15 protein-coding genes and 7 pseudogenes are annotated in these 23,922 nt (G+C 59.6%); 11 read left to right on the forward strand and 11 right to left on the reverse strand.

Going from position 1 to position 23,922, the window contains the following annotated elements; all coding sequences use genetic code 11:
* Window positions 1–63: 63 nt before the first annotated feature.
* Entirely contained in the window at window positions 64–5,133 is a 5,070-nt protein-coding gene (locus NKG99_RS28855) for a shikimate kinase (RefSeq protein WP_352907702.1), read from the reverse strand.
* Here NKG99_RS28855 and NKG99_RS36030 point away from each other — a divergent pair.
* The gene (locus tag NKG99_RS36030) at window positions 5,104–5,322 is read left to right on the forward strand and encodes a hypothetical protein (protein WP_352907701.1); all 219 of its coding nucleotides are present in this window, start codon (window positions 5,104–5,106) and stop codon (window positions 5,320–5,322) included. The two genes, NKG99_RS28855 and NKG99_RS36030, sit on opposite strands and share 30 nt — an antisense overlap.
* Before the next feature lie 82 nt (window positions 5,323–5,404).
* On the opposite strand, the gene trxA is transcribed toward NKG99_RS36030, so the two are convergent.
* Window positions 5,405–5,749, reverse strand: coding sequence for a thioredoxin (gene trxA / locus NKG99_RS28870; protein ID WP_352872531.1), 345 nt, complete (start codon window positions 5,747–5,749; stop codon window positions 5,405–5,407).
* Window positions 5,750–9,542: 3,793 nt separating this feature from the next.
* A complete protein-coding gene (locus NKG99_RS28875; RefSeq protein ID WP_352872532.1) occupies window positions 9,543–9,689 on the reverse strand; it encodes a hypothetical protein in 147 nt (48 codons plus the stop codon).
* Window positions 9,690–9,817: 128 nt separating this feature from the next.
* On the opposite strand from NKG99_RS28875, the pseudogene NKG99_RS28880 reads away from it, so the two are divergent.
* Window positions 9,818–10,841: pseudogene (locus tag NKG99_RS28880) on the forward strand (IS110 family RNA-guided transposase).
* Between the two features lie 295 nt (window positions 10,842–11,136).
* Here the strand turns inward: NKG99_RS28880 and NKG99_RS28885 are convergent.
* Window positions 11,137–11,774: pseudogene (locus NKG99_RS28885) on the reverse strand (ISL3 family transposase); the annotation flags it as partial.
* A 168-nt stretch (window positions 11,775–11,942) separates the two neighbouring features.
* Between NKG99_RS28885 and NKG99_RS28890 the strand changes: the two are divergent.
* Window positions 11,943–12,713 (forward strand): IS66 family transposase, encoded by a 771-nt coding sequence (locus NKG99_RS28890; RefSeq protein WP_352872547.1) that lies wholly within the window; start codon window positions 11,943–11,945, stop codon window positions 12,711–12,713.
* On the opposite strand, the pseudogene NKG99_RS28895 reads toward NKG99_RS28890, so the two are convergent.
* Window positions 12,621–14,628: pseudogene (locus NKG99_RS28895) on the reverse strand (recombinase family protein); the annotation flags it as partial. The gene NKG99_RS28890 and the pseudogene NKG99_RS28895 sit on opposite strands and share 93 nt — an antisense overlap.
* Complete coding sequence (locus tag NKG99_RS28900; protein ID WP_352872533.1) at window positions 14,615–14,770, reverse strand: hypothetical protein; 156 nt, start codon at window positions 14,768–14,770, stop codon at window positions 14,615–14,617. The gene NKG99_RS28900 and the pseudogene NKG99_RS28895, both read right to left, overlap by 14 nt.
* 342 nt (window positions 14,771–15,112) lie before the next feature.
* On the opposite strand from NKG99_RS28900, the pseudogene NKG99_RS28905 reads away from it, so the two are divergent.
* Both NKG99_RS28905 and NKG99_RS28910 read left to right on the forward strand, forming a co-directional pair.
* Window positions 15,113–15,352, forward strand: a pseudogene (locus tag NKG99_RS28905) (transposase domain-containing protein); the annotation flags it as partial.
* Entirely contained in the window at window positions 15,349–16,011 is a 663-nt protein-coding gene (locus tag NKG99_RS28910; protein ID WP_352872534.1) for a YecA/YgfB family protein, read from the forward strand. The pseudogene NKG99_RS28905 and the gene NKG99_RS28910, both read left to right, overlap by 4 nt.
* Window positions 16,012–16,072: 61 nt before the next feature.
* Here NKG99_RS28910 and NKG99_RS36035 read toward each other — a convergent pair.
* The 3 genes and pseudogenes from NKG99_RS36035 to NKG99_RS28920 form a co-directional block, all read right to left on the reverse strand.
* Window positions 16,073–16,254 (reverse strand): annotated as a pseudogene (locus tag NKG99_RS36035) (ISL3 family transposase); the annotation flags it as partial.
* Between the two features lie 2,405 nt (window positions 16,255–18,659).
* Window positions 18,660–19,091 carry a type II toxin-antitoxin system VapC family toxin gene (locus NKG99_RS28915; protein WP_352872536.1) on the reverse strand — a complete coding sequence of 144 codons (432 nt, stop codon included), beginning with the start codon at window positions 19,089–19,091 and terminating at the stop codon, window positions 18,660–18,662.
* Complete coding sequence (locus tag NKG99_RS28920) at window positions 19,088–19,738, reverse strand: DUF433 domain-containing protein (protein WP_352872537.1); 651 nt, start codon at window positions 19,736–19,738, stop codon at window positions 19,088–19,090. Before NKG99_RS28920 ends, NKG99_RS28915 begins: the two co-directional genes overlap by 4 nt.
* A 26-nt stretch (window positions 19,739–19,764) precedes the next feature.
* Between NKG99_RS28920 and NKG99_RS28925 the strand changes: the two genes are divergently transcribed.
* A complete protein-coding gene (locus NKG99_RS28925) occupies window positions 19,765–20,394 on the forward strand; it encodes a hypothetical protein (protein WP_352872539.1) in 630 nt (209 codons plus the stop codon).
* Between the two features lie 216 nt (window positions 20,395–20,610).
* On the opposite strand, the gene NKG99_RS28930 is transcribed toward NKG99_RS28925, so the two are convergent.
* Entirely contained in the window at window positions 20,611–20,799 is a 189-nt protein-coding gene (locus NKG99_RS28930) for a hypothetical protein (RefSeq protein ID WP_352872540.1), read from the reverse strand.
* 252 nt (window positions 20,800–21,051) lie between these two features.
* Window positions 21,052–21,261, reverse strand: a complete 210-nt coding sequence (locus NKG99_RS28935) for a hypothetical protein (protein ID WP_352872541.1) — start codon at window positions 21,259–21,261, stop codon at window positions 21,052–21,054.
* Window positions 21,262–21,288: 27 nt separating this feature from the next.
* Between NKG99_RS28935 and NKG99_RS28940 the strand changes: the two genes are divergently transcribed.
* The 5 genes and pseudogenes from NKG99_RS28940 to NKG99_RS28960 form a co-directional block, all read left to right on the forward strand.
* On the forward strand, window positions 21,289–21,423 hold the full coding sequence (locus NKG99_RS28940; RefSeq protein WP_352872542.1) for a cysteine protease StiP domain-containing protein: 135 nt from the start codon (window positions 21,289–21,291) through the stop codon (window positions 21,421–21,423).
* A pseudogene (locus NKG99_RS28945) lies at window positions 21,417–21,527 on the forward strand (IS66-like element accessory protein TnpA); the annotation flags it as partial. The gene NKG99_RS28940 and the pseudogene NKG99_RS28945, both read left to right, overlap by 7 nt.
* The gene (tnpB, locus tag NKG99_RS28950; RefSeq protein ID WP_352872543.1) at window positions 21,508–21,837 is read left to right on the forward strand and encodes an IS66 family insertion sequence element accessory protein TnpB; all 330 of its coding nucleotides are present in this window, start codon (window positions 21,508–21,510) and stop codon (window positions 21,835–21,837) included. The pseudogene NKG99_RS28945 and the gene tnpB, both read left to right, overlap by 20 nt.
* 32 nt (window positions 21,838–21,869) lie before the next feature.
* The gene (locus NKG99_RS28955; RefSeq protein ID WP_352872544.1) at window positions 21,870–22,913 is read left to right on the forward strand and encodes an IS110 family RNA-guided transposase; all 1,044 of its coding nucleotides are present in this window, start codon (window positions 21,870–21,872) and stop codon (window positions 22,911–22,913) included.
* A 410-nt stretch (window positions 22,914–23,323) separates the two neighbouring features.
* A pseudogene (locus NKG99_RS28960) lies at window positions 23,324–23,788 on the forward strand (transposase domain-containing protein); the annotation flags it as partial.
* Window positions 23,789–23,922 lie beyond the last annotated feature (134 nt).

Consider the following 23,922-nt stretch of genomic DNA (forward strand, 5'->3'; position numbering starts at 1 on the left):
GGAGACTGGCCGCAGCTTTAGGCGGCAACAATCAAGGGTTCTTTCGCAGGTTTGGTGAGGGGCTTATCCTCCTCGACTTGAGCGTTCTCTGCTTCTCGTGCAAGATGCTAAATCCGCTCGTGCGTTATTGCCGGCCAGCAAAGGCTGCGGGTCGGCGGTGAGGGTGTCGAGGGTCGGCGGTCGTTCCCCTTCACTCAATGGTGCCGCGGGTGCCTGGATGGTTTCCACGACGCCGGCCCCGCAATCGTAGCCGTTGTGATGATCATCGTGCATGCGCTGCGCTGTTGGGGACATGCTGATGGCGGTGCCGGAAGCACCGGAGACATGTGATATATCGGCAGCGGGCAGAGGGGCTTCTCTGTCGCTGCACAGGAAAGCGTAGAGTTCCTTCACGCAAATGCGGGCGTCCTTCTTGTCTTTTTGAAAGGGCGGGACGAGGGGCAACCTGATATCGGCCTTTTGGTAGAACGGACTGCGCTCTTCGTACAGCTGGTCAACCTTCTGCTCGATGTCGGCTACTTGCAGCAGCGGCCGGCTGGTGTCCATCTTGAGGCGCCTGCGGAGTTCTTTCAGCTCGGTGTCGAGCCAGATCGACCTCGCCTTATTAAGGATCAGGGCTTGATTGGACTCCTTGCCAAAGCAGCCGCCGCCGGTTGCGATGACTATGGGCCCTCTCTCCAGCTGCTTCGCGAGCTCTTTGGTCTCCAGGTCCCTGAAGTGCGCCTCGCCGCGGCCAGGGTCGGCGAACATCTCCATCAGATTGCCGTGCTCGGCGACGATACGCTTATCGATGTCGACAAACTCCACCCCCAACTCCTTGGCAAGCTGGGCGCCGATGGTCGACTTGCCGCTCGCCGGCATGCCGACGAGCACGACCGGCCGCGTACCGAGGGCCGCGAGGATCTCGCCGGCTTGCGGCGAGCGAGCGACCGCAATCTGTTGTCTTGCGACGGTGGGCGACCTGAAGGTCCCTGCCGCCCTCGACCTGCTTTCTCCTGACGAGCCCCAGTGTAATATCTCAAAGGCGCCACGGGGAATGGGGACCAGCTCGCATTCGCTCTGCGCGCGCTGCGCGAGCTCGGCCCGGTAACTGGCCGGCGTATGGAACTCGACCTCGAAGCGATAGTTCTGCGCGGTTCTGAACGCCGTGTGAACGCCGCGTAACCGCGGCTTGTCCATGATGAACCAGTTGGTGGTCTCGACCTCGCTGCAGTCCCGCTCCTCGAAGGCCAGTGCCGCCTTCCTGAAGGCGCGCGTAAAAGCCTCGTCCGGGATTTCGAAGACATGGCGCACGGCATCGGTGACCAGTTGGGCCTCCGGCGCCGCGCTCACGCTCTGGCCGGTCAACTCGTCGGCTATCCAGACCTGCCCGCGCGACCGTTGGTCAAGATGCGGCACCTTCACCTCGATGCCGTCCTGCCGCAAAAGCTCGGCAACCGCATGCACAGTTTCGGTAATCGCGCTTTCTTGCGCTTCGGCGGGGGCGGCTTCGAGCCTGGCGCGCTCCAGGGCCTGTTCGCTGCTCAGCGTTATCCTGCTGGCGGGGTCGTGGTCGGCCGAGATTGCTAAGGCGCTGGGCAGGATGCGCTTTTCGACGGCGAGTCTGATCGAGGCCTCCATGACCGAGGCCGCTAGCGTGGGGTTGTCCTTCAGATCCGCCAGGCTGCCATCGACGTCGAACCGGCCCTGGTGGAGCTTTGCCGCCTGCGCCTTGACATAGGGCGCCGACTTGAAGCCCGGCCTCTGCTCCAAGAGCCGCTCCAATTCGGCGGTTTTTTGCATGAACACCCGCGCACCGGTATCGGACTTGTAGGCGTCCGTGCCGACCTTGATGCCGACGCTCAACAGATTGATGGCGCTTTCATGCAGATCGTCGGGGTTGTAGCCGTCGGGCCGCGGATCAATGCGCGGCTTGTAGTGGTTGAGCAGGAAGTCGATGCGCTTCCTGGCGTCAGCGGTTGCCGGATAGGATTCGCTGAGTTTCGGGAAGAGCGCGCCGGCGTCGGCGCTGACGGCAGGCTTCGCGCCGGTTGAGCCCACGTATCGCGCTAACTGCTGCTTGACGTCCGACTGCTCATGATCCGGCTCGCTTTTGAGCTGCAGGTTCCAGTCCTGGAGCTCGGCCACTAGCAACGCGGCCAGTTCGCAGGCCACCGGATGCCTGGCAGCCTTGCTGTCTTCCCTCGCCCTGGCGATGAGCTCATGGAGGGTCTGGCCATCCGGCCGATCTTCCTGCAACAGTGCGCGGATGTCGGCCTTGAGCTCTTGATGAATGCCCTCGTAGGTGCCGAAGATGGCACGCTCGGCAAACCAGCGTTGCGCCTCCAGCGGCTGCGCCAGCACGTTGCGCTGCAGGCAGCTGTAGGTCTCCAGCACCAGGCCGGTGGCCGACAGGATCTGCTTGGACCGGCTGAACTGGTAGCCGCCTTTCTCAATGGCCGGCGTGTGCGACTTCGGCGGCTTCATCGAGGCGATGCCGCGCGCCTGCAGCTGCGCGTCGAACTGGCGCACATGCTCGTAAAGGCGAGGCTGGTCGCCGATGATGACGACGGAGTCGCCGTCAAAATCGCCGTCGAGCATTTTTTGTTCGGCGCTCGGAACCGCAACCAAAGAGCCGGGCGCGAACACCTCCGTCGCCTGCAGGATGCCGACGCACTCGAGCGCGGTGTCGGCCTTGACCCGGTCCTTTTCCTCCAGCCAGCGCGAATGGCACTTTACGTCCTCGGCAGACATCACCACCCCGCGCTCGGCGAAGTCCGCCGGCCACATTTCGTCGGGCACAACGATCAAGATGCCTTTGGCAAAGAAGGTCGGATCGTCGGCGGCAAGCCCAGCCCCCGACCTGTGCGCGACGTTGAAGCTGTATTGGAAGGCCACGCACCGATCAAGGAACGCCGCGGTCCGATCGCCATCGCGCGCCGACCTGACCCGGTCGGCGGCGAACGGGCGCAGGTTGGGCTTGTCATAGGGGGAGCGTCCGACAAGCACGCCAGCGTCATGGGTCAAGGTCTTGCTCTTGCCCGTCGGCACATGCAGGCATTCGTCGCTGGACGGCACGGCGATAGCGCTCGAACCCTCGATATGCCCGCCCGTGACCGTCCGGAACAGCTCCTCGGCGGTGAGGCTTGGATGGGTTTCGAGCCAAGCCAGAGCCTTCTCGCGGGTCTCCTGTGCCACCTCGACGCTACGCGGATAATGTTGCAGCGCCGAGGGCGGTACCGCCGATAGCCTTTTATCGGCATAGGCAGGCATCCGCTCGGGAGCGTCGTGGCGAGCCCGGGCAATGGCCGGCATGCGCTCGGCCAGTGAGGCCCTGATGAAGCCGCAGCCGTCATGCGGCCGCAAGGCGATCTCGCCGTCTCGCCCCTCGAACCGGAAGGGATGCACTGCGCCTGCGGGGCGGTCGGGCAGAAGGGACAGCTTGAAGCCCCCTTCCAGCGCATAATCATGCGGGCCAACGTCGGGGATGCCCGGCGGCGCGGCAAATCCGCGGCGCTGGGTATAGTAATAGGCTTCCTTGAACGGCGCCCAGGCCCGCGACAGCTGCTCAAAGGCCGTACCCGGAGCCGTCTCGGCATAGGGGATCGCCAAAAGCTTGCCGCTTGGAGCCTCTGCGACCGCGAAGGGCAGGTGAGAGGCAAGCTGGTTCAGGCTCTTTTGCGGCGGCTTCAGTTTGCTGCCGCCGAACAGGTCCATGCGGTAGGGCACGCCCTCCACGGTGAACGTGCGTGTCAGCATGGCGCCAGTCGGAGTTCCCTTTAGCTGCACCGCCACCACCTTCACCGCGCCCGAGGTCAAGCGGTGGAAAATGGAATAGCGCAACTCGGCTTCGCTGGCCAGCGGCCGGCCTTGCATGTCGACCACCGGCAGCCGCATCAGTCCGGCATCGCCTTGCGGCGGTCTCGGCTCGTGGTCCATGGCCTGAAGGACCCGATGGACATCGAAGCTGGCGGCTGCATGCTGGGCCTGGATCATCGATGCGTTCTGCGACATGAAGGTGTCAAGCGCTTCCAGCGGCTCCTTCGCCTCGATCTCGGCGATCACGCTCCAGCTCATGGAGGAAAGGTCGGCGTAGATGAGGGCACGGGCACTGTCCAGGATTTGCCTGGTTTTGCCGTGCAGCTCTTCCTGCCTGGCCCGCAAGGCGAGCTCGTCGCCCTCGACATAGGACCGCCGGTAGAGCGTCTCCAGCACCGCCCGGGTCTTGAGCACCTGATAGATCGAAAGCGCCGGGCAGCGGCTTGCATTGGCGCCGCTGGTGCGCTCGGCCTGGCCTGGTTTGAGATGGGCATCGATCTTGTGTTCCACCACCGGCTGGATGGCGTTGAGCAGGTTCAGCGCCGACCTGCGGTGCCAGCGCAACGCCGACTTCGGGCTGCGAGCTAGTGGCAGCAGGGAGGCGCAAAGATTGCCCATCGTCTCGAGGTTGTTGTCGAGCTCAAACCCGGGAGCGGCACGTAACACCTCGAGCCTGTCCAGCCCCGGCTGTGCCAGCGCACCGAGATCGTCCAACAACTGCGCCTTGCCCAACGCCTTGAATATACTCGCGATAGCATGGACATCGGCCTGCTGCAGCCGATCCTCGGCATATTGGAGGTAGTGCGCCAGCTGATGCAGCCGGTCCTTCAGCAAGGCGGGTTCGGCGACCTCGCCGGCGATCTCTCCCCCCTCGATACCCCGCGACAGACCGTTGGCGATCCTGACTAGCGCAGGCGTGCTGAAAGTACTGAAGCGACGGCCCTTGGAACCGAGCTCGCCGGCGATGGCAACGATCGCCTTGCGTGCTTTTTCTTCTTCCGGCCACTTGCCGAAACCGTTCACCAGATTGGCCAATTCTTGATCCGAGAATCCGTCGAGATTGCCGGCGCGGGCAACCACTGCGCCGGCGATGGCAACCGTCGCTTCACGCGTCTTCTGCTGGTCCGGCCATCTGCTGAAGCTGTTAACCAAATCGGCCAACTCTGGATCCGAAAATCCGTCGAGATTGCCGTCGCGGGCAACCACCGCGCCGGCGATGGCGAGCGTCGCTTCGAGCGTCTTCTGCTGGTCCGACATTGCGTCGGAGACGCGGTGCGGGCCTCCTTCGCTATCAGGACGCCCTGCTTGTCCGACCAGCTCTCCGGTGCTGCCCATATTCCCTCTCCGATCCAGCAAAACGCGTCGCCTAAAGCCTGTCAACAACAGGGCATCATTGGTTTGAGTGCGGTCACGCGAGCCTGCAACGGCATGCTTGAAAGCCGCAGCATTCAGCAACGGCAACTGCCTCGACAACGCCGCAAGGAAAAGCTTCTTCGCCACTCGATCGCTCCGACATCAGGCTGAAGCTCAAAGGGCTGAGCCCTGTACAAAACGCCCATAAATCACTGTGAGCCCTACCGCTTTACGGGGCGAATCTACGGTCTTTTCATTGGGGTACAGATTGAGCGATATCGATCAGGCTCGAAATCCAGTTCAAAAGAGCTGTCTTCGGTTTGGCGCCGACCGAGAAATCGGCCACTTCGCCGCCCTTGAAGATCGCGAGCGTCGGAATGGAGCGCACGCCCAATCGGGCGGCGAGTTCCAGGTTTTCATCGATGTTGAGCTTGGCGACCTTGATCTTGCCTTCCATCTCGACGGAGATTTCCTCGAGGCTCGGAGCAATCATCTTGCAGGGATCGCACCATTCGGCCCAGAAATCGACGACGACGGGTGCCGCGGATTCCAGAACTTCCGACTGGAAGTTATTGATATCGACTTTCACAGTAGCCATGGCTGCTCCTTTGACCGAAGAAGTGACTCGAAATCCTGTGATAGGGTAGGATCAACATCAACATCTACCTAGGCTCGCCACAGTTCGCGTGTCGAGGCCAGCTCTACTGCTTCGCGGCCGCTGCGGCTCGCTGGTGCTGCCGGACTCGCCCCCCGACGCGACAGAAGCCTTTCCGTTACGCTCGCTGGGAGATCCTGCGCTTTATCCTTATCTTCCTTTGTTAGTCAGCCCTCTGCAGAGTTTGAGCAAGTGACGTGAATGAACCTTTCAACTCCAACGACACTATGTAGTTGTTCTTGATACGTGGCGGCGTCGGAGCGTCAATTTGCGTTGAGTCGAAGCGCTGACAATCGTCTCGCGGAACCATCGACTTCGTCAGCAGAAACCTCCGGATTCTCGACGTCGGACATATCATCATCGGCCATGTAAGCGATCCTTCAATAAACCTGGATACTCAGCTGCAATTTTTTCGTTTGTTTTTCATCTCGGGACTTAACAGCTCTTAGCAATGCTATAGCCGACGTTCACGAGATTCCAGAAACAGAATCGGATCATCCATCGGTGCATAGTCGTCTGCATAATGCCCAGAAGCGCACTCAGTTCACGAGATAGGCGAACGCTGTTTCCAGTTTGACTGAGCCCCGAGTGAGATGATGTAAGTTTTCCGAGCGGCAAATGGACCTCCGTTCAATATCGGATGCGCCGATTGGAGCGCGTCCTTTAATGAAGATCCAAAATTTTGAAGCGTCAACGTCGAAACGGGTTGCATTTGTAATGTGGATAGATCGGACATGCTGGACCTGGCTCCCAAGCATGGGATCTCCGAAGGGCACTGTAAAGTTATCAGCGGATTGATGCAGCGATAGCTGGCCGGGACGGCTGTCACGCTGCGGCGAGACACGCGATTTTGTTCCAGATTTGCATGGCGGCGTTACTGCTGAGGGCACGCATGCTCCCTCCGCGCCACACAAAGTGAGGAAGAACCCGGTTAAGTGCCAAGCGACGAGGGTGTACTGCCGCGCGACCACCGAGTAAGATCGCCGCGCCGCAAAGCGCGACGGTGACCCAACGGGGTAGACGCGCTGCAACTTCCACAGGAAGTAAGATTGGCCACAACTATGAATGTTTGGAGCGGTGCGCCATGCAATGTATGCAGAGCCCGACGTCTGGACTGAATTATAGTCTTCAACTTTCGGCTTACGTCACGACCGTACAAATGCACAAACAAAGAAAGACTACAAAACCATATATCCTGCCAAGCCAAGCCAAGCCAAGCCAAGCCAGAGTTCGATGTGACGCGTTGTTGACTTAGCAATCCGGCCAAGCCAAGCCAAGCCAAGCCAAGCCAGAGTTCGATGTGACGCGTTGTTGACTTAGCAATCCGGCAGCCCTTTGCAAAACGCTAAAGTTGTGCCCTTTGAACTGTGGCGAGAGCCAGCGGCTGCACAGGAGGCGCGACTCTACGCGACCCTAGGGACACATCCAAAAGATACCTTTTGTTTCGCCGAAACGGCAACAAATGTGTCGCTTGGAAATTGGAAAAAATTGCGGTCCAATAAGGAAGAGCACCATTCTCTATATAAGCCTCATTTCGTCCTCACATTTTACCACGGAACATCAACTCTCCTCTGCTCGCATCCTCATTTACGCTGAACAAAACATTCTTTCTTCCATTACAAAGCACCTCTCCTCCGATGGCTACGTGGAATGCTAACGATACCAAACTCGTATATACTGATCCTATTACCCTGTATAATGCACTCCAAACCGCCAAGAATAACTACGGTAGATATAAGGGGGTAACTGAAATTCATCTCAAATACTTCTATATGAACGAGTCTGATGCAGAACATTCTGTGAGGGATCGCCAGTTGCAGGGACACTTTAAAGAAGTGAGCGAGTGTCCGCATGCTGCGTCGGGCGAATCAGGGGACTGGTTCATCGCCGTTGACAGCACCGCAGACCTGACTGGCCAGATCGAGGTGGTAGTATGGGGGCGCGCGATACTCGCGACACTGATGTGACCGCGTCCGCCACAGATCGGCCTGGCGCGTATTTGTGATGTTGTGTTCAGTCAGTTTTTTATTTTCCTTTCGTTTGTTACGGGTTTGCTATTGTTCTTGTTTTCGTTAGTCATTCTTTTGCGCCGACGTCACGTCGTTGTACTGTTCTTTGAAATTCAATAAAGCCTAGGCACGTTTGCACACTATCTTCTTCCCTTTTTGCGTTGAGTCATTTTATTACCGGTCTCGACAATCCCATCAATCGGTAGGCGAGAGTGGGCGCACGTCGGTCCGGCCCCATGACCCTTGGTATCAGCCCGCCGCTTACGTCACGAGTGCATCAATGCACCAACAAACGAGTGCATAAATGCACAACAAAGAAAGGCTACAAAGCGATATATCCTGCCAAGCCAAGCCAAGCCAAGCCAACGTTTGATGTGACGGGTTGTTGACTTAGCAATCCGGCCGCCCTTTGCAGAACGCTAAAGTTGTGCCCTTTGAACTGCAGCGAGAGCAAAGCCTGCACGGAAGCAGCGACTCTACGCGACCTCAGGGACACATCCAAAAGATATCTTTTATTGCGCCGAAAGGGCAACAAATGTGCCACTCGGAGTTGTAAAAATTGCGGTCCAATAAGGAAGAGCACCCCTCTCTATATGAGCCTCATCTCGTCCTCACATTTCACCACGGACAATCAAACCTCCTCTGCCTCCATCTTTACTCTCGCCGAACACCACAAGCGTTCTCCCCCTCCCTCTCACGATGCCTGTGTGGAACGTTCCAGCCGCATTCATGGTTCATGATAGTGCCAGCTGGAGGCGCACCTCGGGCCCAAAGGTTGGCGTACGCAGCCGCAAACGATATTGCTGATGTCAATAATTTTAAGCTCTCGTACCTCTACATGTCCGACGCGGATGCTGTTATCTGTGTTCATAACGAAAATTTTCTTGGCCTCAATGGAATTCGATGGCATTGTGCGGCGAAGATTCCGGTCAACGGTCCGATAGGCCCGTGGAACTGGTTCCTAGCTGTCCCGCAGGATTGGTGCGCTGCTAACACCACAAACCACCAGACCCTCAGCAACGCCCTTGATTTTCCGGTGGTCGCATGGGGGCCCGTGTTACCAAGGCCGTGATCAAAGCCGCCACAGACCGGCCTGGCGCGTATTTGGGTTTTGTTCAGTGAGCGTTTTATTTCCAATGGTTTGTTAGCTTTTTCCATTGTTGTTTTTCTTCTTTTCGTTATGCTTTTGCGCCTATGGCGTACATGTTGTTGTACTGTTCACTCAATTCAATAATGCCCGACACGTTTCACGTCTATTTTCTATGGATCTTGTAATGTTGCGCATTTGTTGACCAGTTGTTCTAGTTTCCATTGCCTTATAAGCGTTGCCATTGTTGTTGTTCTGGTTTTGTTAGTTATGCTTTCGCCACCATGGGCGTTATGTTGTTGTGCTGTTCAGTGATTCCAATAACGTCCGGGCACACTTGCGTCTATATACTTTTATATTTTCTTTGGTACTTCTACGGACGAACAGATAACTTCTTATCCACGTCGGTATGATTATAAACGCAAATGGCGATATGCTATACTGTATAAACGAACAAATTTTATCACCCTAGATATCGTAAAATACTAGTACATATTTTTTTGAAAGCACTATTGTATCCGCGGTCAATAACTCTCTGCGGCCGGCAGAAAATGACCTCTCTGACGTAGACTGAAAGCGACGTCATATGTCGTGCGAGACAGAAAATGGCAACTTCCGAAGCGCGAGCCTGGCATGACATTTACATCAGGATATATCCTGCCGCCGCCGCCTGCCGACGGTGGCGGCGGTCACGCTGGCTGATCTGACCGCCAACGAGGTTGCCGCGTTCCTGAAGCACGCCGAACACGAACGCGGCGGCACGATCGGCAGTAACTGGTGCGGCCACATGGGGTAATCGCGGGAGCGAGTCGCGCTGAAACCAATCATATCCTTGGAAGGTGGCTGTTCCCCGATAAGATGGAGATACGGGCTCACGACCTGACGCCGGGCCCAAGCATCTGATGGAGAACAGCCATGGAAGAATATATCGGTCTCGACGTGTCGATGAAAGAGACAGCGGTGTCGATCCGACGTGAAGGCAAGCGCGTCTGGCGCGGGAAGTGCGCCTCTGATCCAAAGATCATTGCCGAGCTTATCCGCAAGCGGGCGCCAGCCGCCAAACGCGTGGTGTTCGAGACTGGACCCCTTTCCGTCTGGTTCTATCACGCGCTACGCGCGGAAAGGGTGCCAGCGATCTGCATCGATGCTCGCTATGCCAAAGCTGCGCTCGATATGGCGGCGAATAAGACCGACGCGAACGACGCCGACGGTTTGGGGCATCTTGCAGAGGTGGGATTCTTCCGTGAGGTGCGGGTGAAAGGATTTGACAGCATGCTGACCCGCACGCTTGTGGCGGCACGCACCCGGCTGGTCCGGATCACCACCGAACTTTCCAACCAGATTCGTGGAATCATGAAAACGTTCGGGCTGCTCGTTCCTGCAGGTAAGGGAACCACGTTCGAGAAGAACGTTCGGCGCCTTCTTAGCGATCACGAGGAACTTGCTCTCATCGTGCTGCCGATGTTGGAGGCCTGGCGCGGCATTCGCATCCGTGCCGCCGACCTTGGGCGCCAGCTCGTCGCAGATGCACGTCAGAGCCAGGCATGCCGCATGCTCATGTCGATCCCTGGCATCGGCGCCATCACCGCAACCTCATTCGCCACTGCCATTGAAGATCCGGGCAACTTCAAGACGTCCCGATCTGTTGGCGCCTGGATAGGCCTAACGACGCGCCGCTACCAATCCGGAGAAGTCGATTATGACGGCCATATATCCCGACGCGGCGACCGCCATTTGCGAGGGCTTCTCTACGAAGGCGTCGGTTATTCTGACGCGTAGCTCAACCGAGAGCGCCCTGCGGACATGGGGTCTCCAGCTCCGGGAGAGGATCGGCTTCAAACGAGCCGCCGTGGCTGTGGCGCGCAAACTGGCGGTGATAATGCATACGATGCTTAAAACCGGCGAGCTCTTTAATCCGAATGCAGGAGCCACAAAGTAAATCCGGATAGCGTTCAGAATCTGAACGCCTGAGGCGTCCCTGCCGGGACGTGAGCCGAGCCATTCCGCTGATGGGGTTGCACCGCTGACTCAGCAAAGTGCGTCGTCCACATTGAAGGCTCGTCCCCGCGAAGCTCCATCATGCGGCGACCGATGTTGACCGCGAAGACAACGTGTACCCGGCCAACGCATCTCCAAGCGCGAAGATACTTGACGTCCCCACCGCGATTAGACAACCGCGATTAGACAACCCCATCAGATTTGGACCCCTTCCGCAGATCACCATACCGGCCCGCGGCTTTTGAAAGTGCCGTAAGCACATCATCGGCGTGCTCCTTTTCTGACCGCCGCCAAGCTCCCAGCAGACGCTCCAGATTTGCGAAGCTGCCGGTGTAGCCGCGCTGCTGGGCGAGATTGCCTATGCGCGAGGCGGGCGCGACGGCGGTGTGTCGCAGCGTCAACGATTGCGTCCTCCGATAGGATCGCCCTGCCGGTGACACGGCCGGAAAGGCTCATCTGTTCTTCGATCGCCGAGCGAAGATTCTGGGACCAGGTGAAACCGATCGGCGACCTGTCGTGCCTGCGGTGCACCCTCGCGAACAGCCTGCGCATAGAGGCCACAGCGGTCCCGGCTGACGACCTCGACGGAAGGATGACTCCGCAGCCACCTGGCTGCACTATCGACACTCCGATTATCGAGAATATCAACAACCGAGCGGCGCTCGAGATCGACCACGACGGTCCCATAGCTTGTCGCCCGCCGCCAACTCCAGTCATCGATGCCAACCACCCGGATCTCGGTATCGCGGTGAGCGACCGTGGCATCCCGCTTCAACTGCCGCAGGATGGTGTCGTCGCTGACCGGCATGCCGAGCCGTTCCATCAAGCGCTCGCCAGGACGGCCGCCAGTGCTGTGGCCAAGCAGGCCAACAATGCGTTCTCCTCGGCAGCCAGATGGACCTGGCGCTCGATGACCTTGCCGATGCCGCACCGCCGCCCGCCGCCAATGACGACGACCCGTCCCAGGCCGGTGGGCAGCGCCCGCGCAAGCCCGCCAACTGTGATGCACGGCTTTCCCCGGATCTTCTGCGACGAGACCCGCATGCCGGTGCGCCGGGAGGACAAGAAGACCGTCCACATCGGCCAGTTCTGGGCCCATGCGACCGACGACCGTCCCTGGAACGGGCCGGCGCCGCCGGCGGTCGTCTATGTCTATGCCGAAGGACGCGCGCACAAGGAGATCCGCGGGCAGCTGGCCGCCTTCCAGGGCCTAGTGCAGGTCGACGGCTATGCCGGCTACAACGGCCTGACCTCGAAGGGGCGCAAGCCAGGTCCGATCACGCTCGCCTTCTGCCTGGCCCATGCGCGGCGCAAGTTCATCGACCTGCACAAGAAGACCGGATCGGCCTTCACCGCCGATATCATCGAACGCTTCAGCAGGATCTACGCCATCGAGGCGGAGATCCGCGGCACGAGCGCCGCCGAACGCCGGGCTGTTCGCCAGGCCCGCAGCGCGCCTGTGATGGCCGCCCTGAAGACCGTCCTGCAAGAGGAGCTGTCCGGCCTGTCGACGAAATCCAAGACCGCCGAGGCGATCCGCTATGTGCTGGGCCACTGGGCGGGCCTGACGCTGTTCCTTGCGGATGGGCGTCTGGAGACGGACACCAACACGGTCGAAAGATCCATGCGCACCATAGCGAAGACTGATTCATTATGCACCCCCTCTTCAAATGGCGGAAAACAGCGATTCCTGATTGTCGTGGTTGATGCGACACGGAGTTTTACGCGCCAAATCGGCTTTGATCCGTTCATCTTCAAGGTCGCTGGCGCGGATCTGGTAGGGCGCGCCGCGCATGACCTGCTCGGCGGGTAAGAGGCCATCCCTGATGAACCGGCGGATTTTGACGTGCGACACGCCGAGCTTCGCGGCCGCATTCGACATAGTGAGCCACTCGCCATTCTTGTCGGACGAGCGAATAGCCGCTGATCTTGTGCACCGTGCGCAGCGATTGGACGCGCCGAGCAGTCCAGGTCTTCGGTCTGCATGCCCATGCGGTTAAGCGTGGCCGCGATTTCGGCATCCGACCACCGCGTTGCCATGGATCGCATGATCGCCAGGGCTTCTTCAGGCGTACGCTGGCCATGCTCTCCGGATTTGGGCTTGCGAACCCGTACCTGCGAGTGCTGGCCTCCATGCCAGTGGATGGTCAAGATCACGTCGCGCGCATCGTCATCGACGTCCGCCACGATGTCCTTGATGAGTGCGCCCAGCAGTTGCTGACGACAGCGCATGTCGACACCCGGCGCATTCCAAGCCGCCTCGAGATCCTGGGCGAGGCCCGTGAAGTCCGGAACCGCGTCGACAGGGTCCACACGCTGGACTCCGCTCAGCCGGGCCTCGCAGGTCTCCACGCGCCTGAGCGTGGCTTCCCAACTCCTCTCGAGCTGGGCCGCAATAAGCCGGTTCTCCGGGTCGCAAGCGGCATAGCGGCGCTCGGCGAGCGATGCCTCATAGCGCGCCTGCTGCAGGTCCATCTCGATCATCTGCCGCCGCTTGGCTTCGCTCTCCAGCTGCATGCGTTCAGCCTCCAACGCCGCTTCGATCGCCATCGGCGCAACCGCCTCCAGCGCTTCGCGGGTCACCGCCGCGTCGGTGCGAAAGCCGTTGAACGACATGCATCGCGCCTGGGCCATCATGAGGTTGCCGCGCTCGCAGCGATATACCGGATAACCTTGGCCGCGTCCGGCATACATGACAACCAGTCTTCGCCCGCATCGACCACAGGAGATGAGACCCGGGAGCAGCGCGCGACCGCCGCGGCCCGACTTGACGCCGCCGGCTTTGCCATAAGCGTTGGCCGCGAGCAGTTCCTGGTTCCGTTCGTACTCGCTCCATCCGATATAGCCTTCGTGATGGTCGTTGAGCACCACCGCCCACTCGCTGGCCGGCTTATAATGGCCATAGCTCTTGCGAACGCGGCCATCGACGATCTCAGTGCGCTTCTCGCTCTTACCATAGACATAGGCGCCGGCGTAGAAAGGGTTCTTCAGGATCGAGATCACGTTGCGATAACGGATAGGCACCCAGTCGAAGGACACCATCTTCTTGCCGTCCGAGGGTCTGGGAAAATGCACGCCGTCGTCGATCATCGAGATCAACACTTGCCGCGCACTGCCGAGTTCGCGGAACGCGCGAAGATCAGGCGAATAGTCTCCTGCAGGCGCATGTCGGGATCGAACCCGAGACCGTAATCGCGGTGCCAGACATAGCCGAAGGGCACGGAGATGCGCAGTTCGCCGCGCTGCGCCTTGGCGCGGGCGGCCTCGTACATGCGGGCACGCAGCACGCCGAGCTCGAACTCGCTGATGCTGCCCTTCATGCCGAGCAGCAGGCGATCGTTCGGCAGCCCCGGATCGTAGACTCCGTCCAGACCGATCACCCGTGCATCGAATTCGCCGCACAACTCGAGCAGCCGATGCCAATCCGGCCCGTTGCGCGACAGGCGGGACGCCTCCAGGCAAAGCACGGCGCCCACATGGCCGGTGCACAGATCGTCGACCAGGCGCTCGAAACCGGGACGCTCCACAGCCCCGCTTGCGGTTCGTCCCAGATCCTCGTCGATCACCTCTACTTTGCGGAATCCCCAACGCCGCGCGACGTCGACAAGCTCATACTGCCGACGCTGGCTCTCAAGGTTGAGCTGGACCTGCGCCTGAGTGGATTGACGCACATAGACGACGGCCTTGCGCTTGAGGACGGCAGTCGGAATCAGATTACCGCTCGTCATCGCAGCTCTCCTCCTCCGTTGCCACGCCGGCGGCGGCCATCAGTACGTTGGCGAGCCGGGCGATCACCATGGTCCGTTGCGCTGAACTCAGCCCGTTCAGCTTCTCCGAGTCGAGCGGCAAGCTGAGTTGGCGAACGACCACGAGAGATCGTCTCGGGGGTGGCAGGGTTTCTCATGTTGCGCCTCCGCGATGGTGAAATCATCCGGAGAGCCTCGCCGGAAACGGCGTTCGATCAAGAGCTTGTGCAGCTCAAGCAGCGCGGCAAGCGATACGCGCGGGGGGCCCAGGTCCATCGCCGCGCAAGCCACGCGATCGATCATCCAGGCCGGAGCGGTAATGACATGCCCGGGCGGACGACGAGATGAATGATCCGGCCGTTGGCGCGCTCTTCGCTGTTCTCGCAGCGAAGCCGACGTCCGAAATACGGGTGCCAACGGTAATGGACCTCGACCTCCTGCCCAACATGGGCAGAATGACCCCGAGATTGCTCTTGGTCGGCGCAACAGTCTCTTCGCCGGCGATGACGGCGGGGCGGAGAGCTGGGCGGTCCTGGCGTCGCTGCTCAACACCTGTCGGCTGAACGAAGTCGACCCGTTCACCTGGCTCGACGATGTGCTGGAACGCATGGTCAGCGGTGCGGTGAAGGCGAACGACCTCGACCAGTTCCTGCCATGGAACTGGAAAGCGGCCCGCGCCGCGCAGAAGCAGGCCACCGCCGCATGAGACGAGCCGGCAAGACACCGCCACCCGAGCGGGCCATGGAGGAGGCGGAACTCGACGCCTGGCTGCAGGCCCGCCGCGCGAAGAAGCCGCTGGCCACAAACGCGTCCATGTTCGATGGCTTCGTCACCGCCATCGCCGCCGGTCCCACGGGCGCCGATCCGTTCCGCTGGATCACCGCCTTGCTGGCGGTACCGCACAGCGCCTTCGAGACCGGCGGCACGCCCGAGTTTGCGGCCATTAAGGCTGCGGCCGACCGCTTCAACGTCCTTGGCACCGATCTGCGGGAGGGACGCTTCTCGCCGCGCTATCGCCGCAAGGCCAATGGCGACGTCACGGACTGGTGCGAGGGCTTCATGGCGGCGGTCAATCTCAACCCGGCGGGTTGGCGCGACGCACTTGATCCCGGCAACAGCCTCAGCCGCCTACTGCGGCCCATTATGAGCCACTGCAAGAACGGCATGGGCCTGCCATTGCCCGGTCTGCCGTGGCCAGGTCCGTCCCCGCAAGGTCAGCCGCTACCCGGCCTGCCGAGGCGCGCGCCGGAAATCCCTGTCCTTGCGCTGTCGCACACCGCCATCCCCATGTGTGTCGCCGGCCTGCGTCGGCACTATCACACCGTCTGGCATGACAAGCCCCGGCCCGCTTCATCGCGCCGTTGAGCGCTTGGAATCCATCATCCAGCAATTGAGAAGGGCGCAAGGTGGGGGCGTCGCATCAGTTACCCTGGACTGCTAGATCTTGGAGGTGACGGTTGGACCTGCCATGCCGACTTCGGCTTCGCCGACCACAATCGGGGCAAATGCCGATCCGGCAGCGGAAACAACCCACCCGTCATCAACAGTGAGCGCGACACCCAGAACCCTGACCCCTGGGCCGGGCGACCATTTCGTTTTCGTTCGCATGCCCGTCCATAGCGACAGCGCCACTAACACCAGATGAACCACACAAAGTGAGGAAGACCCTGGTTAAGTGCAAAGCGACATATGTGGCGGGCTCGCCCTGAGTCTATGCAGGCTTAAAGCAAACGTGAACTATTGGGCCGCGCCCCAACCCATGGAAGACGGATTATGGAGAATGATAATGCGGGGCTAGACCCGGGGACAGACTCTCGCAAGGTCAGTAATTGAAGCGCCTCGCTCTCCTTATGACATCATGCGGCACTCGACGGGACCCGCGGGCGACATGATCCGGAAATGATGCAGGAGAAGCTTGACCTCATCAATTCCAAACAGAGACGGCACAAACAACCAACTCTTGGATGAGTTCACCGACCGAGGTTTCCGCGTTCTCTGCTTCTACCCATTAATTCTGCGCGCGCGTGATTGTAGGCTTGATTAATGGACTTCCCGGTTCCGCATATCGCCTTCAGCCGCTCAGGCTCGTCGACTGTCCTGTTTGCGAGCAGTTCACGGGATGATCGCTCAATCGCGCCAATGCCTCCGTCCAGATCTGAGCTTTGGGGCGCCTCTGTACTCCTCAATGTGGCGTCACTCCGGAAGGGCCGTATATGCTCAGCATATCCTGCTAAAAGGTTAGCCAATTCTGGGCGATCTATCATTGCATCATAAATTCGCACCTTATGGGCGGCATCCAGGTGATGATGCATCGATATAAGGGTCATGGCTGCGACCTGGTGCTCGAAAGAGTTTGGATACCAGGCTGGTTCGTTCCGTTTGAACAATTCAATCGTTTGATCAATAAGGCGCCGTCTATCTACGTGGTCCAAGTCATCCATGTAGCGCGCGATCGAATGGATCGGATCAGACTCTAAAGCTGTACGTGACAGGTCCAAGATGTGATCGACCGTGGCAGATTTCTGCCATGCAGATTGGAATTTAAGTATCGGTCCAACCGCGTCGAGGCGACGACTTGCAGTCCAAAGCAAAAAGCGGGGGTGATCAGGTTCCGGCCAGGCGCCTCTTGGGTCTGCGGCGCTATACAGTGCTCGGGCTGAACTGCCTAGCCGATTGAGCCGCTCATGAAATGCCCCAACGGGACCTCCCTGAACCGCATCTCGTACTAAGCGGCTAATGAGTTTAAAGGACGTAAGGTTATTTGCGGTCGCAGCCGGGTCGTCAGTGGTTAAGCCTCTTGCCACTTCGTCCATGACGCCAGGCGGCAGATCTGTAAATCCTGTGGGCATTGAATAGCCTTTCCACTCTGGGAGTTTCTAAGCCTAACATCCGACGACGAGAAGCTCTACCGATTTCGCTTTACACTTGTAGTTCTGCCAAAGGCCAGAAAAGTCCATGCAGCGCCTACACCGCCGGCGCGCAGGAGATGGGTCGCCGTGGTGTGGGGGACGGAGTGAGGCTTATGCGCTTTATGGCCAAGGACGGCATTTTGGCGACTACCTTGAGGCCATAACGCTCGACGGCGGTATGGATCCCGAAGCGAGTGATGGGTTGGCCGCAGCGATTGAGGAAGACGGATCGAGAAGGGACCCGTCAGCGACGAGTGCCCGTAACTCGACGACTGTGGCGGTCCACAATGGGCAGTATCGCTGCTTGCCGCCCTTGCCATGGATTTTGACGCTGGGGCGCTCAGGTCCAGGTCCGCCATCTTGACGCCGAACGCCTCTGACGCTCTCGCACCAGTGTTGAGGAACAGCAGCAGGGCGTAGTCGCGCCGACCCTGCTCCGTCCGCCGATCTGGAGCGGCGAGCAAGGCGCATCACGACCCCAACACGCCGCGGGCTCTGGGGGGCGTCGTCGATGCTTGTCGTGAACCTCGACGCCCATCATGCCGCTCAAGCGAGATGTTCGATGTCCCAAACGTAAGGCATCCCCCGAACGAATCTGCTAGGGTTCAAAGTAAGTCTAGCCCCGTTCACATCGAATGGTCGGGCCAGATCCGTTCGATCCCGTTCAAGAAGACCGATCAGGCGGTCGTTCCTTACCTCGAAAAGGCGGAGATCGACGCCGGTGCTCAACTGAGGCGGCCTTGTTGCAGGCGGCGGAGAAACATCCGAGCCGTGACCAGCACGATGTGCAGTCGGAAGGTACAGTGATCCTCGTCGGATAAGCCGGGATGGGAGCCTCCGTGTGGAGCATCTTACCGCCGGGCGTCCATTCGTTCCGCTTAACGGAAAGAAACTCGATCTCGTCGCTGGCGAGGAGTGCGAGCACGATCCGCCCAAGGACGTCACATTTCCGCTCGATCGTGAGCGACTTGTCGGTCGGAAGCTCCGCCTCGAGGCCCAATCTCAGCACAATCCGGTTAATTGCCGCGTGTGTGTTCAATTCCCGCGCCAGAAGCTCGTTCGCTGCGGGATCGTGGGGCGTGTGAATGGAAGTGCGCGTATAGCCTACGGATCGAATCGGAGTGGTGGATCTTCGAAGGGATTGAGCAAGTGCACGCCGCGTCCCGCAAAATCCTTGATATTGCGGGTGACAAGTATGAGCCCGTGCACTCGCGCGGTGGCAGCCAGCGCCAAGTCCCAGCGGTCCTTGTTCTTGCCGCCGAGCATGCGCGTCCATTCTTCGACGACGGCAGCGTCGACGGGGACAATCCGATCGGCGTAGGCTTTTTCGAGAGCGGCAATCGCACTGAGCAGCGTCGCTGCCCTTTCGGGGTCCCGCCGCTTCAACATCTCGGCGCCGCGGCGCTTTTCGAAGAGTGTCGCGACACTCAACCGGAGGTCCGCGTCGTCGACGGTCGCGAGCCACTTGCGCGCATTGGTATTGCCGCGCGAGGTGAACTCGCGGAGCACGTTTTCGTCGAGCAGATATCTGGTCACGGAATCCTGCGCGGCGTGCCCTCGGCCGACTCGACGTCCTCATCGAACGCGCCGAGGCCGGCCAGATCTGCGAGGGCCCGCTTCAGGCTTCGCGCAGGATAGGGACGGCCGCGCTTCGGATAAGCCTTCGCATACTCAATTGCCGCCTCTACCTGTTCGCGGCCCAGCGACGGAAAATCTTCGATGATCTCGTCGATGGATTGCGCGCGCGCGAGCGCTGCAACCATATGGACCGGAATGCTGGTGCCCTTGATGAGGGGATCCGATCGCTCGCCGCCCGACTCCACCGACCGGTGAAGCGCTTGAAGACGATTAAGCCGCTTCTTCAGGTCCTGATCGACGCGGCCGAGATCAAGCTCGATCTCGCCAAGAGTAATGCGATGCGCATCGACCGAAAGCTGCCGGATCGCCTCATAGAGCCGCCTTCGACCCGAAGGCGTCAGATCCTTTTGAAGGCGATCGACGACGAGCAGAAACCGTATCTCCGCCCGGCCGAGCAGACGCTGAACGCCACGGCCGACGCGCCGCTGTCGAGCGCGGATGACGCCCTTGTCGACGGCCTTGTTGAGTGACGTCGGAGAGCGATTCAGCACATAACCAGCTTCAGTCAGTGTCAGTGCGTCCGCAGTGGACATGTGCACCTCCATATTTATAATTCATCCCCAAGATAGGGATGCATTACGACAAGCGCAAGGCGGAAGCACGGGCGTCCACACTCAATCTTCCGGCGACTTCGCAGCGAGAGTACAGAGCAACTGGGCTGAACGGGGGGCAAATGGTGGACGTGTCGCGAGGATCGGAATGGCACAGGTGGGAGCCGCACACTCATGCGCCGGGTACCGTCCTCGAGGACAGGTTTCCGGCCGGCGGGTGGGAACAGTACCTGACAGTTCTGGAATCGGCTGTGCCGAAACTGCGCGCCATCGGCGTGACCGACTATTGCGTCACCCGGTCCTACGAGCGCGTTCGAGCGCATAAGCAGAGCGGCCGCCTGCCAGACTGCGACCTCCTTTTCCCGAACATCGAGCTGCGGCTGAACACCGGAACGGTGAAAGGTAACTTCGTCAATATCCACCTCCTGGCATGTCCCGACGATCCGAACCACATCACTGAGCTCAACCGGTTCCTCGCCCAACTCGTTTTTGGAGCGTTCAGCGACAAATTCGCCTGCACGCCCTCGATCTTATCCGCCGCGGCCGCCGCTCTGATCCGACCAAGACCAACGACGAGGATGCGCTTCGGCATGGCTGCACCCAGTTCAAGGTCTCGCTCGACAATCTCATCGATACCCATCGCAGCATAGAATGGGCGGGGGAGAATATTCTCATCGCGGTTTCAGGAAATGCCGATGGAACATCCGGCGTCAAAGAAGCCGCAGATGCCAGCTGCGCGAGGAGATCGATAAGGTGGCCCACGCCATCTTCGCCAGCAGCCTGAAACAACGGGACTTTTGGCTGGGTCACGGAGCACTGTTGCATGGATCAGACTTTGGACGAGGCAACCCTATCCACTGCATTTTTCATGCAACGCGCTCGAACTTGGGCCGGCCAAGTTCTGTCATCCGGTTAAGAACACGGACGCCAATCTTTGCTTCAGTCTTCTGATTGTCGAAGTTCCTCGCTTTGAGTTTCGGCCCGATGACGGTCTTCCATCGACCCGTCTGTGTTTCTACTCGACTGCGCTTGTTGTAGCCGGTGATTTCTGCCATTCCATCCGCCCTTTGGTCTGGATTTCTGCAATATGGCGATCGCGGACAGATGGAACCAGCACCGATTGAGGGCTGGCAACGGCAGTCTTGGGAGGTGGGATAATGACCTCCACGATCTCACCAAGGCGTGTCGCCAGAAGATCTCGGGTGGGCGTTCCATCATAGGCGCCGTCGGCAATGAACTTCTCGACGGGGCCACCGATCCGTCCAGAAGTCCTGGTAACGCTGTCGGATCGCCGACATCATCCACGGTCAGATCGGAACAAACAATCTCACCACTGACAAGATTGAGACCAGTGCAGTTTGCGCCATCTTTGCGTTTGGCCTTGGTTTGTGCTTGTTTTCCAGCCACTCGCCCTCGCCGAAGACCTTCAAGCCGGTGCTGTCGACAACTAGGTCGGCATCGAAAAGGACACGCCTTTTTCCTGCGCCATCTCCACCGAGCTGGAACGGAGCTTCCATTCGTTTTCTGCGCAGCCGCCAAAGCTGGTGGTTCTGTCTGACCCCTGTGGCCGGGCGTGGCTTGCGGCGTCGGCCGAGGACTGGCTCATTCCATCGGGAATACTCGGGAGCACCGTGTTCGGGCTGATCAGCCGTTCGATACTGAACGAGGACGCAAGGTGAGCGCGTCGCTGCCGAACGGCGTGAAGTTGACGCTGGAATGCGGTGATGTGGATGCATTGACGGCGACCATCGGAGCACTGGGTCATGTTCAGACTGGGCGCTGACCTGAAAGTCTACCTGCACCGCGAGCCGATCGACTTCCGGGCCGGCATCAACAGCCTTGCGGTTCTGGTCCAAGAGACGATGGCGCTCGATCCGTTTGCTCCGGCGGTTTTTGCGTTCTGCAATCGCCGTCGCGACCGGATGAAGCTCCTGTTCTTCGATCGGTCGGGCTTTGTGCTGGTAATGAAGCGGCTGACCGAGGACAAGTTCCGGTGGCCGCGCCGGGAGGCAGCGGTGGTCACGCTTACGACCGAGCAATTGCACTGTTGGGGTGGACGGCCCCGAACGGGGCATCGAAATGTGCCAGAGTGAGTCGTTAACGGTCTCAAACGAAGGAGCCGCCCGTGGATCAGATTATCCGTATTGGCATGGATACGTCAAAGCACGTCTTTCAATTGCATGGCGTCAACGCCGCAGAGCAACCGATCCTGCACAAGAAGATGCGCCGCAAGGAGATGGTGGATTTCTTTGCGAAATGCCCACCGACCGTGATTGCGATCGAAGCCTGCGGTGCTTCGCATCACTGGGCGCGGTTGCTGAGGGAGCTCGGACATGAGGTAAAACTGATCGCGCCACAACTGGCGAAGCCCTACGTCAAGCGCGGCAAGAATGATGCGGCCGATGCCGAAGCGCTATGCGAGGCGATGAGCCGCCCGACGATGCGGTTCGTTCCGGTGAAGAGTGCGGATCAGCAAGCCGCGCTGATGTTAGTGGGCATGCGCGAGCGCGCTGTCGTCGCACAGACGCAGCTTGCCAATACGATTCGTGGCTATGCAGCTGAGTTCGGACTGACCGCGGCCAAAGGCATGTCTCATATTCCGCTCCTTCTGGAACGCATCATGATTGATGAAAGCATTCCAGCTGCGGCACGTGAGCTGTTTGCGTCCCTCGCTGAGGAATTTGCGCAGTTGGGTGAGCGCCTGAAAGACGTGGAGGCAAAGCTGATGGCCTGGTATCCCAACAATGAATGTTGTCGCCGTCTTGCAAAGATCCCTGCTGTCGGACCGATCGGCGCGGTCTTGCTGGTGATGAAAGCGCCCGCACCGGAACAGTTCACATCCGGAAGGCAGTTTGCCGCGTGGATGGGCCTGACGCCCAAGGATCATTCGACTGCTGGCAAAGTCAGGCTCGGTATCATTACGAGGGCCGGCGATGAGGCATTGCGCAAAACATTGGTCGTGGGTGCAACCTCGTTGCTTCGACAGGTGAGAGCGGGAAGAGGCAGGAACGCTTCGCTCTGGCTCATCGAGTTGCTCAAGCGCAAGCCGCCAAAACTCGCGGCTGTCGCACTGGCCAACAAGATCGCCAGGACCGCCTGGAAAATGATGGTGACCGGCGAAGCCTATAAGGGCAATGCTGCGCGACCGGCTCTGGCCTGCGCGGCATAACGAAATCAGTCGGTAACGGTGAGCAGGATACAGACGCTACCGTGCTGAACTGATGCGTGAACTTGCAGGAAACGAGCAGATGGTGTGATCGATCGATCCGAGACGCGGGGCACTCCGTAGGATCCAATGGCCCAACGTGGTCGATGCACTGTTTGGAACCCACGTCGCGGAACCCATCTTGGCCAGCGTTCATGTGGGAGCGCACCAACAGGCCGGACATATGAACGCAAGCGATCCGATCAAAATCATCAAAAGAGTTCTTGCAAGGAGGGGCCGTCCACATATGGATCCTCGATGGCATCGACATCGATGCGATGGTCCGCCATCCGGTGCGGCAATATCAGGTTGCGGGTTGAGGGCTCTCGAATTGAGCGGTTGACGCGGCGGCATGCTTTCGATTCAAGAATCTGATGAATCGACCCGGCGAACCGACTGTTGAAGCGTTGATGGCGCGTATTGCTGCGCTGCAGGCGCAGAACCGTCAACTCACCGAACGCGTCGTCAAACTCGAGGAAGAGCTGGCGCTTGCACGACTGCATCGTTTTGCGCCGCGCAGTGAAAAGCACATTGACCGCCTCTTCCATGAAGCCGAACAGGCCGCGGATGAGGACGCCGCCGACAACGAAGATGGCGGCGTCGTTGTCCTGCCGGACACGGGCTTGCCGGCCAGCGAAGGGGCGACGGGAAAGAAGCGCGGCCGCAAGGCCTTGCCGGAAAACCTGCCGCGCGAGCGCGTCGAGTATGACCTTCCCGACGATCAGAAGGCTTGTCCTTGCTGCCGTCACCAGATGCATCGCATGGGCGAGGCCGTTACCGAGCAACTTCATATCGAGGTGAAGGCGAAGGTCCTGCAGAATGTGCGGTTCAAATATGCTTCACATGGGGATTACATGGTCAAGTGTGATTTTTCCTCCTTCGCAGTTTCGGTCCAAGGTCTGAGCCCGATCACGTGACGCGGCCCGGTCGCCGGGCCTCATCCACCTCACATGCGGTCGCCGCTCCTGGCGGC

It is taken from the genome of Mesorhizobium sp. M1409 (genome assembly GCF_040317535.1).
Lineage (GTDB): Bacteria > Pseudomonadota > Alphaproteobacteria > Rhizobiales > Rhizobiaceae > Mesorhizobium.

Excerpts from the sequence above, each read along its gene's own strand:
- NKG99_RS28855 (WP_352907702.1), bottom strand. The coding sequence starts at position 5,133 with ATGGGCAGCACCGGAGAGCTGGTCGGACAAGCAGGGCGTCCTGATAGC.
- trxA (WP_352872531.1), bottom strand. The coding sequence starts at position 5,749 with ATGGCTACTGTGAAAGTCGATATCAATAACTTCCAGTCGGAAGTTCTG.
- NKG99_RS28890 (WP_352872547.1), top strand. The coding sequence starts at position 11,943 with ATGCCGGTGCGCCGGGAGGACAAGAAGACCGTCCACATCGGCCAGTTC.
- NKG99_RS28910 (WP_352872534.1), top strand. The coding sequence starts at position 15,349 with ATGAGACGAGCCGGCAAGACACCGCCACCCGAGCGGGCCATGGAGGAG.
- NKG99_RS28920 (WP_352872537.1), bottom strand. The coding sequence starts at position 19,738 with ATGGAGGTGCACATGTCCACTGCGGACGCACTGACACTGACTGAAGCT.
- NKG99_RS28925 (WP_352872539.1), top strand. The coding sequence starts at position 19,765 with ATGCATTACGACAAGCGCAAGGCGGAAGCACGGGCGTCCACACTCAAT.
- NKG99_RS28930 (WP_352872540.1), bottom strand. The coding sequence starts at position 20,799 with ATGGCAGAAATCACCGGCTACAACAAGCGCAGTCGAGTAGAAACACAG.
- NKG99_RS28935 (WP_352872541.1), bottom strand. The coding sequence starts at position 21,261 with ATGGAAGCTCCGTTCCAGCTCGGTGGAGATGGCGCAGGAAAAAGGCGT.
- tnpB (WP_352872543.1), top strand. The coding sequence starts at position 21,508 with ATGTTCAGACTGGGCGCTGACCTGAAAGTCTACCTGCACCGCGAGCCG.